This window comes from Rhizobium sp. K102 (assembly GCF_022385315.1).
GTDB lineage: Bacteria > Pseudomonadota > Alphaproteobacteria > Rhizobiales > Rhizobiaceae > Rhizobium > Rhizobium croatiense.
Genome location: NZ_CP092436.1, coordinates 1,332,282 through 1,348,906 on the forward strand (window position 1 = coordinate 1,332,282; position 16,625 = coordinate 1,348,906).

General features: G+C 60.4%; 11 protein-coding genes and 2 pseudogenes. 6 read left to right on the plus strand and 7 right to left on the minus strand.

Annotation, left to right across the window (positions count from 1 at the left end; genetic code table 11):
- Positions 1-50: 50 nt before the first annotated feature.
- From MHI61_RS12440 to MHI61_RS12455, 4 genes are all read right to left on the minus strand, one after another.
- Positions 51-1,046, minus strand: coding sequence for an aminoglycoside phosphotransferase family protein (locus tag MHI61_RS12440; RefSeq protein ID WP_275593088.1), 996 nt, complete (start codon positions 1,044-1,046; stop codon positions 51-53).
- Positions 1,047-1,067: 21 nt separating this feature from the next.
- On the minus strand, positions 1,068-2,030 hold the full coding sequence (locus MHI61_RS12445) for a C-terminal binding protein (RefSeq protein ID WP_239792232.1): 963 nt from the start codon (positions 2,028-2,030) through the stop codon (positions 1,068-1,070).
- A gap of 88 nt (positions 2,031-2,118) precedes the next feature.
- Positions 2,119-4,872, minus strand: coding sequence for a phosphoenolpyruvate carboxylase (ppc, locus tag MHI61_RS12450; protein WP_239792233.1), 2,754 nt, complete (start codon positions 4,870-4,872; stop codon positions 2,119-2,121).
- Between the two features lie 162 nt (positions 4,873-5,034).
- Positions 5,035-5,949, minus strand: coding sequence for a LysR family transcriptional regulator (locus MHI61_RS12455; protein WP_239792234.1), 915 nt, complete (start codon positions 5,947-5,949; stop codon positions 5,035-5,037).
- Positions 5,950-6,056: 107 nt separating this feature from the next.
- Between MHI61_RS12455 and MHI61_RS12460 the strand changes: the two genes are divergently transcribed.
- From MHI61_RS12460 to MHI61_RS12485, 6 genes and pseudogenes are all read left to right on the plus strand, one after another.
- Positions 6,057-7,241 carry an acyl-CoA dehydrogenase gene (locus tag MHI61_RS12460; RefSeq protein ID WP_010035292.1) on the plus strand — a complete coding sequence of 395 codons (1,185 nt, stop codon included), beginning with the start codon at positions 6,057-6,059 and terminating at the stop codon, positions 7,239-7,241.
- 59 nt (positions 7,242-7,300) lie between these two features.
- Positions 7,301-8,190 (plus strand): annotated as a pseudogene (locus MHI61_RS12465) (3-hydroxybutyryl-CoA dehydrogenase).
- 40 nt (positions 8,191-8,230) lie between these two features.
- A complete protein-coding gene (locus MHI61_RS12470) occupies positions 8,231-9,895 on the plus strand; it encodes an electron transfer flavoprotein-ubiquinone oxidoreductase (RefSeq protein WP_239792235.1) in 1,665 nt (554 codons plus the stop codon).
- 44 nt (positions 9,896-9,939) lie between these two features.
- On the plus strand, positions 9,940-11,085 hold the full coding sequence (locus MHI61_RS12475; protein WP_239792236.1) for a CaiB/BaiF CoA-transferase family protein: 1,146 nt from the start codon (positions 9,940-9,942) through the stop codon (positions 11,083-11,085).
- Positions 11,086-11,436: 351 nt separating this feature from the next.
- The gene (locus tag MHI61_RS12480) at positions 11,437-12,840 is read left to right on the plus strand and encodes an L-serine ammonia-lyase (protein WP_239792237.1); all 1,404 of its coding nucleotides are present in this window, start codon (positions 11,437-11,439) and stop codon (positions 12,838-12,840) included.
- A gap of 118 nt (positions 12,841-12,958) precedes the next feature.
- Entirely contained in the window at positions 12,959-13,396 is a 438-nt protein-coding gene (locus MHI61_RS12485; RefSeq protein ID WP_239792238.1) for a DUF1489 family protein, read from the plus strand.
- Positions 13,397-13,542: 146 nt separating this feature from the next.
- On the opposite strand, the gene MHI61_RS12490 is transcribed toward MHI61_RS12485, so the two are convergent.
- From MHI61_RS12490 to MHI61_RS12500, 3 genes and pseudogenes are all read right to left on the minus strand, one after another.
- Positions 13,543-13,818, minus strand: coding sequence for a hypothetical protein (locus MHI61_RS12490; RefSeq protein WP_097579363.1), 276 nt, complete (start codon positions 13,816-13,818; stop codon positions 13,543-13,545).
- A gap of 113 nt (positions 13,819-13,931) precedes the next feature.
- Positions 13,932-15,510, minus strand: a pseudogene (locus tag MHI61_RS12495) (D-alanyl-D-alanine carboxypeptidase).
- Positions 15,511-15,628: 118 nt separating this feature from the next.
- Positions 15,629-16,414 (minus strand): hypothetical protein, encoded by a 786-nt coding sequence (locus MHI61_RS12500; protein WP_239792239.1) that lies wholly within the window; start codon positions 16,412-16,414, stop codon positions 15,629-15,631.
- Positions 16,415-16,625 lie beyond the last annotated feature (211 nt).

Genomic DNA, 16,625 nt, shown 5'->3' on the forward strand with positions numbered 1-16,625 from the left:
CTTTTTCATCTGACGTGAAAAGCGTATGGCTCCGGAAAAGCCTGGGTTCCTTACGGAAACCAGGCCTGCGCCACGTCAGCGAGCTTTTGCGGAGGCGATGCGATCAGCGGGATGGCGGCTTTGCGGACCGCTTCGCGCTGATATTCGTCGGTTATGTATTCGACGGGCGATTTGCCGTCGACCCGAGCGAGGAAGAGTGCGGGCAGCAGGCTTGCGGCCCGGGCCTCGAGAGCGTCCCGATCCTCCCAGTCGACCTGATCCATGTAGGCTGCCGTCAAGGCCGCGAATGACGATGCAAGCTCGGATGCCGCCTTTCCGGCAACGATCTTCTTCAGCAACAGATGGTTCAGGCAGAAGGCCAGGTCGAAAGCCGGATCGCCGAACCAGGCGCATTCGGCATCCAGGAAGACAGGACCGTTTCTGCCCAACAGGATGTTCTTCGGGCTGACATCGCCGTGGACCAGCGCCAGCTTTGTTCCGGCAGTGCGCTCAACCAGCTCGGCGAGACGATCGCTGACGAAAGGATGTTTGGCGGCAGCGGCCACCAGGTAAGGCTCTAGCCGAAGAGCATAAAAGTTCGATCCGGAGTCAAATTTTTCCGGCAACCCCGGTGTGCGGGCACTGACGGAATGGATCTGTCCAATCCGCTGGCCAATGACCTCTGCCGCCTTTCGGTCGACGCTCCCGTGAAGCAGGTTGGTCTTCCAGAGCGGGTAGTCGTCGCTCGGAAGAAACTCCATTGCGAAAACACCAGACGGCGCGTCGTGCGCGAGAGGCTTCGGAACGGCAGAAGGGAAATGTTCCGCCACGAAGGAAATCCAGTTCCATTCGTACAGATTTCTCGACACCGGCGCTTGCCAATCAGCAGATACTTTAAGCTTGGCAAGGGCGCGTTTCACGCAGATGAGCCGGCCGGGAAGCTCCACGCGGTAGATATCTGAAGAAACACCACCCGTCAGGGGCTTGTAGATCGCTTCCTCGGAAGCGCTCTTCAGGCCGCTCTTCAGCAGGAAATCGTCGAAAATCGTCGTCTCGTCTACAGACATAAAACCAGTGTCCTTGCGGCATTAGCGGCGGGGGCTGTTGCGGGGTTGTTCGGGCATCTCTCCGGAAAGAACCCTGACGACTTCCTCCGCTGCCCGGCGACGCAGTTCGATCAGCGAAGCATCCGAGGAGAAGGCGACATGCGGCGTAATCATCGCCCCGGCATGAGCGAGCAACTGCTGAGGTACCCGGGGTTCATCCTCAAGCACATCCAGACCGACGCCGCTCAGAATGCCGGAGGCCAAGCCCTCGATCACGGCAGCAGTATCCACGACGCCGCCCCGGCTGACGTTGATAAGCAGACTTCCGCGACGCATCTTCGCGATGGCGTCTTTGTTGATCAGATGACGCGTCGCCGGCGACAGCGGCGCATGGACAATGACGATATCGCTCTTGGCCAGAAGCGTATCGAAGTCGGCAAGCTCCACATCGGCGGGGACATTGGAGGCATGGGGATCGTGCGCCACCACGCGGCATCCCAGCGCCTGCATCTTTGCTGCCGTCGCACGGCCGATGCGACCGAAGCCGATGATGCCGCAGGTCAGCTCCGAAAGCCTGCGGAGATTTGCCGAAGCGGGGTCCCAGCGGCCTTCGCGAACTTCGCGATCAAAGTGGATCAGGCCGCGGGCCCAGGCAATTGCAAAACCGATTGCGTGGTCGGACACTTCTGCGACGCAATAGTCGGGAACGTTGGTGACCCAAATTCCTCGCTCGGTCGCAGCATCGACTGCAATATTGTCCAGGCCTACACCGAGGCGAGCGACGATCTTGAGATTGGGAGATGCAGCGATCGCCCTCTCGCTGACCTGGGCCCAGCAGGTCAGGATCGCGTGCGGCCGATGCTCTGCAGCCAAAGCGTCGATCTCGGCAGAGGGCAACGGCTCGGCAGGGCCGCTGATGAGGACAAATCCAGCCCTCTCGATCACCTCGCGCTCGACCTTGTCATCCGGCCAGGCGTAGTCCGTCAACAGCACGGTCCGTGTCATGATTTCCTCCCAGTTTGTGCAAACGTTAGCGCAATAATTTCACCAAGGTCAAGAAAAATAAGCTTGCGCCGCCTGCTTCTGCGGCGAGCTATCCACTGTTTCGCAGCCCGGCGGCGATTCCATTGATTGTCAGATGCAGCGCCTCTTCCGTCTCCTGATCTCTTTCTCCTGCATGATGGCGGCGAAGAAGATCGATCTGCATGTGGTTAAGAGGATCGAGGCATGGAAAGCGATGATGGATCGATTGCTTCAGCGCCGGATTATTCTCCAGGAGCGAGGCCTGCTCCGTTATGGCGAATAATGCGGCCGTCGTCGCTTCCCACTCGTCTTTTATGCGCGCGAAGATTTTCTCGTGGGCGGATGTGTCAGGGGCGAGGTTCACGTACCGCGCCGCGATCGCCATATTGGTTTTGGCCAGCACCATCTCCATGTTCGCGATCAACGTCTGGAAGAAGGGCCAGTCCCGATGCATCCTTTGAAGGATCCGCAACCCGTCCGGTTGTCCGGCCAGCCATTGTCTGACGGCCGAGCCAAATCCAAACCAGCCCGGCAGCATGATACGGCTCTGCGACCAGCCGAACACCCAGGGTATCGCACGGAGATCTTCGATGCGATGAGACGAGCTGCGTGAGGCCGGGCGGCTGCCAATATTCAGTTTTGCGATTTCGCCGATGATCGTGGCTTCCCAGAAGAACTTTTCAAATCCCTCGGTTTCGTAGACCAACGAGCGATAGACACCAAAAGCCAGGTCGGACAGCTCCTCCATGGCGCCGAGATATTCGGGATCCGGTTCTTGTGCGTCGGAAGGCAGCAAAGACGCTTCCAGCGTCGCGGCGATCAGCAGTTCGAGATTTCGGCGACCAAGAGCTGGATTGGAATATTTCGCTGCAATGACTTCGCCTTGCTCGGTCAGCCGGATCGAGCCGGCAACGGCGCCGGGGGGCAGGGCGGTGATGGCCTCATAGCTTGGGCCGCCGCCGCGGCCGACGGAACCGCCGCGGCCGTGAAACAGGCTGAGGCGGATCCCTTCACGTTCGAAAAGCTGAATGAAGGCCATCTCTGCCTTATAGAGCTCCCATCCCGAAGTCAGATAACCGCCATCCTTGTTGCTGTCGGAATAGCCGAGCATGATCTCCTGTTTGCCGCCAAGTGCGCCCAGATACGCCCGATAGGCTTCGATGGCCAAAACTGTCCGCATCACCTCATGCGACCTTCGAAGGTCCGAGATCGTCTCGAAAAGCGGTATGATGTTGACGGAGGCTGCTTCGGGTTCTTCGGGCAGGAACAGTCCCACCTCCCGGAACAGAACCATGACCTCCAGAAGGTCGGAAAGGCTTCCGGCCTTCGAGATGATGTAATTCGGGATGCTGGCGCGGCCATAGCGCTTATGGGCTTCGGCGGCTTCACGCAGAACGGAAAGCTCCGACATCGTCTCGGCCGAATAGGTCTTAAGCGGTGTAACCAGCAGCTGGGACGACCGAAGTTCCTCGGTGAGCAAGCGGATCTTGTCGTTCTCGGCGAGCGCCTCGTAGCCTGTGCCGGGGCGGACCTTCTCGAAAAGCTCATGAACGACCCGCTCGTGAACCTCCGAATTCTGTCTCAAATCGAGGCTGACAAGGTGAAAGCCGAAGACTTCTATGGCGCGTTGGAGGCTGCGCAGTTTTCCAGCGGCGATCTTTTCTGCGCCATTGGTTATCAGGGATTTGCTGATCGTCGCCAGGTCTTCGGCGAATTCGGCGGGGCTCCTGTAGGAGGGGGCGGCGGCTACAGGCTCACGAACCAATTCCGTGCTGCCGAATTTGCGGGCCGTGGCGGCCAGGCGAGCGTAGATGCCTGAGATCGCAAGGCGATATGGCTCGTGCCGGCGCTGCTCCGATCTATCGGGAGAGTCAGTGGCGAGGCGCTGAAGGTCCCGCGAAACCTTTACATACCGATCATCCAAGGAAAGTTCGGCGCCAAGGCTGTGCAGCTCGCCGAGATAGAAAGAAAAAACCCTCTCGCTCTGCAGCCGGAGCGCCTCCTTCAGTGTCTCGCCATTGACATAAGGGTTGCCATCCCGGTCGCCGCCGATCCAGGAACCCATGCGCAGGAATGGCGGCAGCGCGTCCTGGCCAAACCTCCAGGGTGAGCCTCGAAGTTGATTTTCGAGATCCTCATAAACTTCCGGGATAACATGGAAAATCGTGCTGTCATAGTAGGATAGGCCGTTGAGGATTTCATTCACGACCTGCAATTTCCGTCCTCGCAAGCTGTTCGTTTGCCAAAGCGTGGTCGTCGCTCTTTCCAAATCTTCCTGATATCGATCCACTTCCTGCGCAGTCAGGCCGGCCTGGTCGAGCCGGCTCAAGCATCGTGCAAGCTCCTGCTCGATGTCGATAACGCTCTTGCGCCGAACCTCGGTCGGGTGCGCTGTAAATACAGGCGAGACCACAGCTTCAGAAAGCAGGTTGCGGACATCTTTCGCCTCTATTCCGGCGGCAGCCAGAACGGAAAGCGATCTGGCAATCGTCCCCGGCATGGCAGGTTCGCCATCGACGATGCTGAGGCGCTGCGCTCTGGCGTGATGAGCGTCTTCTGCGATGTTCACGAGCTGAGAGAACTGGCTGAACGCGCGGACCACGCGCTTCAGAGTGCGCGGAGGCATGCCGGCGCAGAAGGGAGCAAGATTGTCGTTCAAACGCGGGCTGGTCTTTCTGCGGCCTGTCACCGACAGACTGCGGACCTGTTCCACAATCTCGCGGACCTCTTTGCCGTCGCTGGCCTCAATAGCCTCACACAACAGTCGGCCGAGAAGCCGAACGTCTTTGACCAAGGCTCTGGCCGTCAGGCGTCTTCCCTGCATGCCTGCTTTCCTCAATTGAAGATGCAAATGCCTATTCCTTGTGCTAACGTTAGCATAGGCTGGCAGGATTTGGCTGAAGAGTTAAGAACGCGTGCAATCGGGCATGAGTGAACGGTCGAATGGGCGCGTATTACAGGCTGCTATTGCGACCGCATGGCTGCATCAACCGGCAATGCCTTTCTGGTAATGCGCGACTTCTTCCAGAAGCCATCCGCGAAACGCCGCGACAGGACGGAAATCCTTCCTGCTGAGCGGCGCCACCGCATAGTAGGCGCTGGGGCTTTTGACCTGATGCGGAAAGGCTTGAACAAGCTGGCCATTCGCAAGCTCGGAGTCGATGAGGAAAAGCGGCATCAACGCGAGCCCCAGCCCGGCGATGCAGGCTTGGGCGACGTTGCTGAACTGTTCGAACCGCATGGCCTGCGATGGAGTGCCGTTGACTTGGAGGCTCTCGAAGAAGTGGCTCCAGGCTCCCGGACGGGATGCCATCTGCAGCAGCGGAAGGCGAAGCAGATCTTCAGCCTTCAAGATGGGATGTGAACGGAGAAAAGACGGGGACGCCACCGGTGCTACCATCTCCTCCATCAGAAATGTGCTTTCCGCACCGGGCCAATCAGGCTGGCCGATATGAATAGCCATGTCGATGTCGTCCCGGTCGAAATCGAACACCCCGATGCGCGTTGCGAAGTTCAATGTGATCTCAGGATGTCTGGCGACAAACCGCGGAATACGCGGCATCAGCCAGCGGGTGCCAAATGTTGGCAAGATGGCAAGATTGAGTTGATCGTTATGCTGTTTGGTCATGGCCTGCAGTGAGGCGGAGCGGATTTCCGCCAGAGCGCTGGCAATAGCCCGCGCATAGTCTGTACCGGCCTCCGTGAGGATGACGCCACGGCTGCTGCGTTCGAACAGCAAAACGCCCAGTTGTTCCTCCAGCGCGGCGATCTGTCGGCTGATGGCTCCTTGCGTTAGGGAAAGCTCCTCGGCCGCGGCAGAAAAAGTGCTCAGCCGCGCGACGGAATCGAAAGCCGCGAGAGCTGAAGTCGAGGGAAGGAGTCTTCGCGAGAGGTTTGCCATAAGCTATTACTATAGCTCATAGGCCGATGAGTAAACCTCGCTTTCCCAGTTGCGGAAAAGCGGTTCTAATTCCCTCAAATCGAACTGCGAGAAACCTCAACGGGAGGATGACGATCTTGGCCTTTTCTTGGAATGACCCCTTTTTGCTCGATGACCAGCTGACCGAAGATGAGCGGATGATCCGCGAATCCGCCGCGGCTTTCGCAGAATCCGAACTCCTGCCGCGCGTTGAGGCAGCCTATCTCGAAGAAGCGACCGACCCGGAGCTGTTCAAGTTGATGGGGCAGACCGGCCTTCTCGGTGTCACGCTGCCGGAGGAGTACGGGGCCGCGAACGCATCCTACGTTGCCTATGGACTGATTGCTCGCGAGGTCGAGCGTATCGACTCCGGATATCGCTCGATGATGAGCGTGCAGTCCTCGCTGGTCATTTACCCGATCTTCGCTTACGGCTCCGACGAGCAGAAGAAGAAATATCTGCCAGGCCTCGTCTCGGGTGATCTGATCGGCTGCTTCGGCCTGACAGAGCCCGACGCCGGCTCCGATCCGGGCGGCATGAAGACCCGCGCCGAGAAAATCGCCGGCGGCTACCGATTGCGCGGCTCGAAGATATGGATCTCGAACTCGCCGATCGCCGATGTCTTCGTCGTCTGGGCAAAGTCGGAGGCCCACAATAACGAAATACGCGGCTTCGTTCTCGAAAAGGGTATGAAGGGTCTTTCGGCCCCGAAGATCGGCGGCAAGCTCTCGCTGCGTGCCTCGATTACAGGTGAAATCGTGATGGACAGTGTTGAAGTGACCGAGGATGCGCTTTTGCCCGGCGTTTCCGGTCTCAAGGGACCCTTCGGCTGTCTCAACCGTGCCCGTTACGGCATCTCCTGGGGCGTCATGGGCGCGGCCGAGGACTGCTGGTTCCGCGCTCGTCAATACGGTCTGGACCGCAAGCAGTTCGGCAAACCGCTTGCAGGGATGCAGCTTTATCAAAAGAAGCTCGCCGACATGATGACCGAGATCACGCTCGGACTGCAGGGCTCGCTTCGCGTCGGCCGCCTGATGGATGAGCACAGGATGGCTCCGGAAATGGTCTCGATCGTCAAGCGCAACAACTGCGGAAAGGCGCTCGACATAGCGCGGCAAGCCCGGGATATGCACGGCGGTAACGGCATTCAGATCGAATATCATGTCATGCGCCACGCGCAGAACTTGGAGACGGTGAACACATACGAGGGCACCCACGACGTCCATGCCCTGATCCTTGGGCGTGCGCAGACGGGCCTCCAGGCGTTCTTCTAATTTTCCATCGCCTGTTCGGCGCAGATCGTCCTTCAACCTACGCATCACCGAGAGGCCGCATGCCTAAAGCGAATAAGATTTCTACCGTCGCCGTCATTGGCGCCGGCCAGATGGGGACCGGGATCGCGGAAGTTTTGGCGAAACATGGCTATGCGGCTTTGGTCTACGATCTCGATAAAAGTCGAGTTCCGTGCGAGCATCGAATTCGAGTGCGGGATATTTCAGACGTCAGGGCGAAACCGGCAAAATGCCGGGCGAGGCGGCTGAGCAGGCGATCTTACGCATAAAGGGAGCTTTTTCCCTTCCGGATTTGGCGAGCGCCGACTTGGTCGTCGAGGCTGTAAGCGAGAATGAAGGCATCAAGAGGAAGGTCTTTACCGAGGTATGCACCGTCCTCAAGCCCGACGCGATCCTGGCGACGAACACATCGTCGCTCTCCATAACGCGGCTCGCGGCGTCAACCGACAGACCCAATCGTTTTATAGGGATACACTTCATGAATCCCGTACCGGTTATGAAGCTGGTCGAGCTGGTTCGCGGCATCGGAACGGATCAAGAGACCTTCGCCACAGCCAAGGCTTTTGCCGAATCCATCGGCAAGACCGTCACTGTCTCCGAGGATTTTCCGGCTTTCATCGTAAACCGCGTTCTCATCCCCATGATCAACGAAGCGATCTACACCCTGTATGAGGGTGTCGGAAACGTGGAAGCCATAGACACTGGCATGAAGCTCGGCGCCAATCATCCGATGGGGCCGCTCGAATTGGCCGACTTCATCGGTTTGGACACATGCCTTTCCATCATGCAGGTCCTTCATGAGGGGCTGGCTGACAGCAAGTACCGCCCGTGCCCGCTGCTGGTCAAATATGTCGAAGCCGGATGGCTCGGCCGTAAGGCGCAACGCGGGTTCTACGACTACAGGTACGTTCCGGCTCGGCCAACGCGCTGATCCCATCCTTTCCAATATCGAGATTTGTCAGGCATTGATCATGACCGAAGAACACGCAGACGATAGTCGAGAGAGCATGGAATTCGACGTCGTGATCGTCGGAGCAGGCCCTGCCGGGCTTGCGGCGGCGATCCGGCTCAAGCAGGTCAATCCGGAATTGTCGGTCGTCGTGCTGGAGAAGGGGGCCGAGGTCGGCGCCCATATCCTCTCGGGCGCCGTCGTCGATCCCATCGGCATCGACCGGCTGCTGCCCGGCTGGCGCGACGAGGCCGATCATCCCTTCAAAACTGAGGTGACAGACGACCATTTCCTGCTGCTCGGCCCGGCCGGCTCGATCCGCCTGCCGAATGTCATGATGCCGCCGCTGATGAACAATCACGGCAATTATATCGTCTCGCTTGGGCTTGTCTGTCGCTGGCTGGCGGGCAAGGCCGAAGAGCTCGGCGTCGAGATCTATCCGGGCTTTGCCGCAACCGAGGTGCTCTACGACGACAAGGGTGCGGTGATCGGCGTTGCCACCGGCGATATGGGCATCGAGAAGAACGGCGAGCCCGGGCCGAACTATACCCGCGGCATGGAGCTGCGCGGCAAATACACGCTGATCGGCGAGGGCGTGCGCGGTTCGCTCGCCAAGCAGCTGATCGCCAAGTTCGACCTGCAGAAGGACCGCGAGCCGCAGAAATTCGGCATCGGCATCAAGGAGCTCTGGCAGGTCAAGCCGGAGCACCACAAACAGGGCCTGGTGCAGCACTCCTTCGGCTGGCCGCTCGGCATGAAGACCGGCGGCGGCTCCTTCCTCTATCACCTCGAGGACAATCTGGTGGCGGTCGGCTTCGTCGTCCACCTCAATTACAAGAACCCCTATCTCTACCCGTTCGAGGAATTCCAGCGCTTCAAGACGCATCCGGCGATCCGCGGCACTTTCGAGGGCGGCAAGCGGCTGTCCTATGGGGCGCGCGCCATCACCGAGGGCGGCTACCAGTCGGTGCCGAAGCTGTCCTTTCCCGGCGGGGCGCTGATCGGCTGTTCGGCCGGTCTCGTCAACGTTCCCCGCATCAAGGGCAGCCACAATGCGGTGCTGTCGGGTATGCTGGCGGCCGAGAAGCTGGCGGCGGCGATTGTATCAGGCCGCAGCCATGACGAAGTGGTCGAGATCGAGAACGACTGGCGCCAGGGCGACATCGGCCGCGATCTCAAGCGGGTCCGCAACGTCAAGCCGCTGTGGTCGAAGTTCGGCACCGCCCTCGGCGTGGCACTCGGCGGCCTCGACATGTGGACCAATACGCTGTTCGGCTTTTCCTTCTTCGGCACGCTGAAACACGGCAAGACCGATGCGCAGTCGCTGGAGCCGGCCTCGCAGCACAAGCCGATCGCCTATCCGAAGCCGGATGGGGTGCTGACCTTCGACCGTCTGTCCTCGGTGTTCCTGTCGAACACCAATCACGAGGAAGACCAGCCGGTGCACCTGCAGGTCAAGGACATGGCGCTGCAGAAGAGCTCCGAGCTCGGCATCTATGCCGGCCCGTCGACCCGTTACTGTCCGGCCGGCGTCTATGAATGGGTGGAGAAGGATGGCGACAAGACCTTCGTCATCAACGCCCAGAACTGCGTGCACTGCAAGACCTGCGACATCAAGGACCCCAACCAGAACATCAACTGGGTGCCGCCGCAGGGCGGCGAGGGGCCGGTCTATCCGAATATGTAGCGAAACGATGATCCGCCAACTTGTGAATGATCAGGGAGTTATCGATGCAGTCTCCGCTTGAAGGCGTTCGGGTCTTGGAACTGGCGCGAATCCTGGCTGGTCCGTGGGCCGGACAAACACTTGCCGACCTGGGTGCGACCGTCATCAAGGTGGAAAGCCCGGAGGGCGACGATACGCGTCGCTGGGGGCCTCCTTTCATCAGGGATGGCGATGATGTCGCTGCAGCCTACTTCCACAGCTGCAATCGCGGAAAACTGAGCATCACGGCGGATTTCAACGCTGTGGAGGACATCGACAAGCTTCGCGCACTGGTCGCGAACGCGGACGTCGTCATCGAGAACTTCAAGGTAGGCGGATTGAAGAAGTTCGGTCTTGATTACGAGAGCCTGAAGGCGATCAACCCAAGACTGATCTATTGCTCGATTACCGGCTTTGGCCAAACCGGTCCCTATGCCGGGCGTGCAGGATACGATTTTATCGTCCAGGGCATGGCGGGCATCATGGATCTGACCGGTGAACCTGATCGGGAGCCACAGAAAATCGGCGTCGCGTTCGCCGATATCTTCACGGGACTCTATTCAGTCATCGCTATCCAAGCCGCTCTGATCCTCAGAAATACGACAGGTGAGGGACAGTTCATAGATATGGCACTTCTGGACAGTGCGGTGGGTGTGCTGGCCAACCAGGCAATGAACTTCCTGGCTTCGGGAAAGGCGCCGACGAGACTTGGCAATGCGCATCCCAACATCGCGCCATACCAAGTATTCCCGGTGTCTGACGGCAATATCATTATCGCCTGCGGGAACGACGCTCAGTTTGCACGGCTATGCGATATCCTACGGCTATCCGCTGTGGCAGACGACGTCCGTTTCAAGTCGAATGCGGAAAGAGTTCGCCATCGAGAGGAGCTGACATCGGTCATGGAAGCACAGACGAAGCTTTTCAAGCGGACGGATCTGCTAGCCGACTTGGCGCGCGTGGGCATTCCCGCCGGCCCCATCAATACCGTCGAAGACGTGTTTGCCGACCCGCAAGTCGCGCATCGAAAGATGGCCGTGGAAAGTGAAGGGATAGCGGGCATCCGTACACCCATCATTTTCTCAGGGCAGGCGCTCTCCTCGCACCGCAAGTCGCCCAGACTTGGTGAGCACAATCGCAAGGTACAAGCAGACTGGACCTTACTGGACTGACGCTTTAAGCCGGCATTTTCAACATTGACGGCAATGAGGGGCCGCGCCGAAACTGCGCGTTTGCAAAGCGGTCGCAGAAGGCTCTCTGATCCGGGCTGGCCGAAAACCGCGCCGCTTCTGCCGAGCGTTGGTCTTCAAGCGACATCTTCGTGCCACGATGATCGTCTCTTGCAGTGAGGCGACGATGTTCGTAACAATCGGTTGCCGCATCGCTGCGTTGCGCGGGTTTTGTCTGTGTCATCCCAGTGTGCAGTCGGAATGTCGCACCGACTCTATGCGATGTCGGTTTGCCGCTTGGATCAGAAACCGGCGGCGTCTAAATTTGCATTCCAGTGTTCAGAAGGCGCATCCATGTTTCTCTCGGTATTCGACGTGTTCAAGATCGGTGTCGGGCCGTCGAGTTCGCACACGATGGGTCCGATGTCGGCTGCCAACCGGTTTCTCGATCTGATCCTGTCGAATGAATGGCCACGCCCGTCATCGGGCGCGCAGGTCGCCGCGATCAAGGTCAGCCTGCATGGTTCGCTCGCCCATACCGGCATCGGCCATGGGACGGGCAGGGCCGTCATCCTCGGGCTGATGGGCGAAGCGCCCGACAGCGTCGATCCCGACAAGATGGACGGCATCATCGATACGGTCGAACGCACCGGCCGCATCGCGCCGGCGGGCCATCCGGCCTACCAATTCCAGCCGAAGACCGACCTGGTTTTCGACAAGAAGCAGCCGCTGCCGGGCCATGCCAACGGCATGATCTTTTCCGCTTTTGACCGCGACGGCCGGCTGCTCCTGAAACGCATCTATTATTCGGTCGGCGGCGGCTTCGTCGTCACCGACACCGAACTGGAACAGATGCGGGCGAAGAAGAACGCCGTAGGCGGCGCGCGCGTGCCCTATCCTTTCGCGACCGCCAGGCAGATGCTCGACATGGCCGAGCGCTCGGGGCTTTCGATTGCGCAGATGAAGCGGGCGAACGAGGAGAGCCAGCGCAGTCGAGAGGAGCTTGATCAGGGGCTCGACAGAATTTGGGAGGCAATGCGCTCCTGCATCGAGCGCGGCCTCAAGGTCGAAGGCGTCATGCCGGGCGGCCTCAACGTCAAGCGCCGCGCCCGCAGGATTCACGACAAGCTGCAGGAGGAGTGGCGCAGCAATCGCGTCAATCCGCTGCTCGCCAACGATTGGCTCAGCGTCTATGCGATGGCCGTCAACGAGGAAAATGCAGCCGGCGGCCGCGTCGTCACCGCGCCGACCAACGGGGCGGCCGGCGTCATTCCGGCGACGATCCGCTATTACGAGCATTTCCACGAGGACTGGGACCAGAACGGTATTCGCGATTATCTGCTGACGGCCGCCGCCATCGGCGGCATCATCAAGCATAACGCCTCGATCTCGGGCGCCGAGGTCGGCTGTCAGGGCGAGGTGGGTTCGGCCGCGGCGATGGCGGCTGCCGGCCTTGCGGCCGTGATGGGCGGCACGCCGGAGCAGATCGAGAACGCCGCCGAGATTGCGCTCGAACATCATCTCGGCATGACCTGCGATCCGGTTGCGGGCCTTGTCCAGGTTCCCTGCATCGAGCGCAATGCGCTCGGGGCGGTCAAGGCCGTCACGGCGGCATCGCTCGCCGTCAAGGGCGACGGCCAGCACTTCGTGCCTCTGGACGCCTGCATCGAGACGATGCGCCAGACCGGCCACGACATGAGCGAGAAATACAAGGAAACTTCGACCGGCGGCCTCGCCGTCAATGTCGTCGAATGCTGAGTTTGCGACCGCGTTAGCAAGGTTCGACATTTTCTGGCAGGCGCAAAACCGCTGCACAGTTTCGTGCGGCATGCCGTAGGCGCTTGACGCTCGCCGCCAAAAGGATTTCAACGGCGGCATGGCATTGCATCTCATCAAACTCTGTGTCGGCGCCGACTCGATCGACGATCTGCGCGAATGGGTGGCGGAGCGCTCGCTGCGCGCCATTGCCGCCGGGCTCGAGCCGCATTCCGTGCATACGACCCGCATGGTGCCCAAACGCATGGAGGAGCTGCTCGACGGCGGCTCGCTCTACTGGGTGATCAAGGGGCAAGTACAGGCGAGACAGCGGCTGCTCGACATCGAGACCTTCACCGACGACGAAGGGATTTCGCGCTGCCGCCTGATGCTCGGTCCCGAAGTCATCGAAACCGCGGTACAGCCGAAGCGGCCATTCCAGGGCTGGCGCTACTATGCGCCGGATGACGTGCCGGCCGATCTGACCAACCTGGGCGCCGGCATCGCCGAAATGCCGGCAGACCTGCGACGCGAGCTTACCGAGCTCGGCCTGCTCTAAAGCGCGTCGCATCAAATATGATCCACGCAACGCGCCTTAGCTCTTTGTTTTTATGCATTTCGTTGTCCCGGAACCGCTGCACACTTCCGGACGAGATGCATTAACCTCTGTCGCCGAATACAACGGTTCCCGACAGCAACGGCAGCTCAGCGCAGGCGCAATTGCACCGGGGCGCTGCCGTCGGGCGAGGTCACATGCAGATGGATCCGGGCTTCAGGCTGGGAATAGCGCCAGGCGCGAGCGCCGTGGCAAAGCAGCAGGTTGATGAGATCGCGGGTCTTGGCAGATTTCGCTCTCGGCCGCGGCAGGCCCATCTCCGCGAGCCGCAGCGCCGCTTCGTGCAGCGGATGCAGGGCTGAGCGCCCCTTGGCCCCGATGCGGCGGTCGCCTGGCATTCCCGGAACATTTTCATTGATCGCCATTGTTTTCCCCGTACGCAGTACTGATCGAGTTCAAGAATGGTGGCCGGAAACGCAAACACCGATTTCGGCCGTTACCAATGCCGCCGGCCATGTTGCAGGCAGCATCGAATAGCTCATTGTGCAGCCGCCCAGCACTTGATGCCGGCCTTCTTCAAGGCCTTGCAGGCGTTGACCGCATCGCGCTGATCGTCGAAGCCGCCGAAGCGGGCGCGGTAGACCTGGTCGTTGCCCGTACCATAGGCAACGGCGAAGGGCTTTGCCGAGGCCAGCGCCTTGCCGCCCTTGCTCTTGGCGCCCTCCAGGAGGTCCATGGCCATCTGCCGGCTGGGCGAGACGCCGACCTGTACGACCCAGCCCGCCGGCGCGACGCTTGCCGGGGCGGCGCTGGTCGAAGCAGTCGTGACCTGATCGACGGCGGCGCTGTCCGGTTCGGCAGGTGCTGCGGCCGGAGCCTGCGGCTTGAAGCTCGTGGTCTTGACCTTGGTCGGTGCCGGCATGGCCTGGGCGACCAGCGGGTTGTCGGACTTCGTCGCGGATGTTTCGGTATAGGCGACTTCGGTCGCGGCCACTTGATAGCGGGCGTCCGGCAGCGGCCCCTTGTGCGGCAGGCTGAGATCGGCAGCAGCGGCGGAAATCGGCGGCTGCGCTGCGGTGATCGTCTTTGCGACCTGCTGCTGGGCGACCTGTTGCTGGGCGACTGGCTGCTGGGCGAGCTGCTGCCGAGCCTTCTGCGGCTGAACCGGAGCGGGCGTTTCGATAATCGCCGGGGCAGGGGCTGCTTGAGCCACCAGCGCCGAGTTCTCCGCCGCGGCTCGACGCCTTGGGCAGGTAAGTGGCGATCAGATTGCGCATCTGGGCGTCGCGAGCCGCTCCGGAAGTACCGCCAAGCACCACGCTGACGATCGACTTGCCGTCAACTTGGACAGAACTCACAAGATTGAAGCCGGCGGCCCGCGTGTAGCCGGTTTTGATTCCGTCGACACCGCGCACTGAGCCGACCAGCCGGTTATGACTGCGGATCGTGCGGCTGCCGAACTTGAAGGCGCGGGTGGAAAAATAGCCGTAATATTGCGGGAAATGCTGACGGAGAGCGATGCCGAGGCGGGCCTGGTCGCGCGCCGTCGTCATCTGCGCCGTGTTCGGAAGGCCGTTGGCGTTGCGATAGGTGGTGCGGGTCATGCCGAGAGCATGCGCCTTGGCTGTCATCAACTGGGCAAAGCGGTCCTCGCTGCCTGCCAGCAGTTCGCCGAGGGCGGTTGAGGCATCATTCGCCGACAGAGTGACGAGACCGAGGATGCCCTGTTCCACGGTAATCGTGCCGCCGGCGCGCACGCCAAGTTTGGTGGGTGCCTGGGCAGCGGCATGAGCGGAGAAGGGAACCGGCGTGTCGAGACGGATGCGCCCTTGCTCCAGCGCTTCGAAGACCATGTAGAGTGTCATCATCTTGGTTAGCGAGGCCGGGTATTGCAGCCGATCGGCATTCTCGCTGTAGAGAACGTTGCCGGTCTTGGCGTCGACGACGATGCCTGCATATTTCGGATTGGCCGTCTTCGCTTCCGCATTGACTGAATCAACCAGGACGACCGTGAGAGCCACCGAAAGGATCGCCAGGAGCTTTGCGAAAAAGCTGCCGGACCGGAATGATGATACGGAGGAGACTGACCTTGACACTATTCCACTCTTCGCTTGCATTTCAGATATCGGGCAGGAACCGCACACCCCCCGCCGCACAGCTCGTCTTTTGAAATTACCGATTCAGCGTTACCAATCCGTTTATGATGAATCGTTTCACTCGCCTTCCGGAAGCATTTTAGGGACCTGTCGCAGAACGGTTCATAAGACGCGCCTCTACAAAGGTGCGGATCGCGGCATCAATATGTTCCCAATCGTCGAGATGGCTGCTGGAGAAGCGGTAGAGGACGCTGAGATCCTTGCCGACCTCGATATCTCGCTGGCAATCACCGCTTGCCGCCTTGTCCGGGGTTGACGGCAATATGCAGCGCACGACGTAGTCCGGTCCGCCCTTGACGAGTGCCGTCAGCAGCACTTCGTCGCCATAGCCGGCGTCGGCGCGAAGACGGTGCAGCGTCAATCCGTCGCGAAAAGCCTCGGCCGGTCCTTCGATCAGATGTGAATAGATCGGCTCCAGCCGGCCGGACATGTCGCGCGACATGGTGCTCTGGGCGATCTGCAGGAAGATCAGGCCGGAGGATCGGGCGACATCGTCGAATCGAAGATGGTTGTCCTTGCCGTAACCCCGCATGTCAGGCCAGGCGAGGTAGAGATCGACGCGCTCGGCCGCACCTTCATGCCGCTGGCTCGGGAAGCGGATGGCATTTTCGGGCAGTTTCACGGTGTCGCGGCCGATGGTCAGCGTGATTTCAGTTGTGCTGTCGGTGTTGCCGGCAAGGGAGATGTGCCGGCCGAACCAACGGCCGCCGATGCTGATGGCGACGGTCAGGACTGCTAGGACGGCGATCACCGCCGTCGTGCGGAGGAGAAACCCCATGGAAAGAAGCGGCTGCTCGTCGGGAGCGCTTTGCGCGGCATGGCTCATGGCGGTTCTTTGCGTTTCGGTCCGCCGCAGGAAGAACATGAGCCGCCGGTGCCGATGATGAATCTCACCAATATGATCAGACCGGCAGGGTTAATAATTCGCTAAGTTTTCGGGTTGCCGCTGTATCGGAATGGCCCTTGTATCAAAGAGGGAGAGCCGTTCCCGGGACAGCGGGAACGGCTCTTGGGCACCGGTCGGGACGGGATGCGGGGACTGACCGGGCCGAAACCAGCGCCGGCTTGGCCGGCGG

What these genes read in the sequence shown, in the direction of transcription:
- MHI61_RS12460 (WP_010035292.1), top strand. Translation starts at nt 6,057, where the DNA reads ATGACGATCTTGGCCTTTTCTTGGAATGACCCCTTTTTGCTCGATGAC.
- MHI61_RS12470 (WP_239792235.1), top strand. Translation starts at nt 8,231, where the DNA reads ATGACCGAAGAACACGCAGACGATAGTCGAGAGAGCATGGAATTCGAC.
- MHI61_RS12490 (WP_097579363.1), bottom strand. Translation starts at nt 13,818, where the DNA reads ATGGCGATCAATGAAAATGTTCCGGGAATGCCAGGCGACCGCCGCATC.
- MHI61_RS12445 (WP_239792232.1), bottom strand. Translation starts at nt 2,030, where the DNA reads ATGACACGGACCGTGCTGTTGACGGACTACGCCTGGCCGGATGACAAG.
- MHI61_RS12485 (WP_239792238.1), top strand. Translation starts at nt 12,959, where the DNA reads ATGGCATTGCATCTCATCAAACTCTGTGTCGGCGCCGACTCGATCGAC.
- MHI61_RS12440 (WP_275593088.1), bottom strand. Translation starts at nt 1,046, where the DNA reads ATGTCTGTAGACGAGACGACGATTTTCGACGATTTCCTGCTGAAGAGC.
- ppc (WP_239792233.1), bottom strand. Translation starts at nt 4,872, where the DNA reads ATGCAGGGAAGACGCCTGACGGCCAGAGCCTTGGTCAAAGACGTTCGG.
- MHI61_RS12455 (WP_239792234.1), bottom strand. Translation starts at nt 5,949, where the DNA reads ATGGCAAACCTCTCGCGAAGACTCCTTCCCTCGACTTCAGCTCTCGCG.
- MHI61_RS12500 (WP_239792239.1), bottom strand. Translation starts at nt 16,414, where the DNA reads ATGTTCTTCCTGCGGCGGACCGAAACGCAAAGAACCGCCATGAGCCAT.
- MHI61_RS12475 (WP_239792236.1), top strand. Translation starts at nt 9,940, where the DNA reads ATGCAGTCTCCGCTTGAAGGCGTTCGGGTCTTGGAACTGGCGCGAATC.
- MHI61_RS12480 (WP_239792237.1), top strand. Translation starts at nt 11,437, where the DNA reads ATGTTTCTCTCGGTATTCGACGTGTTCAAGATCGGTGTCGGGCCGTCG.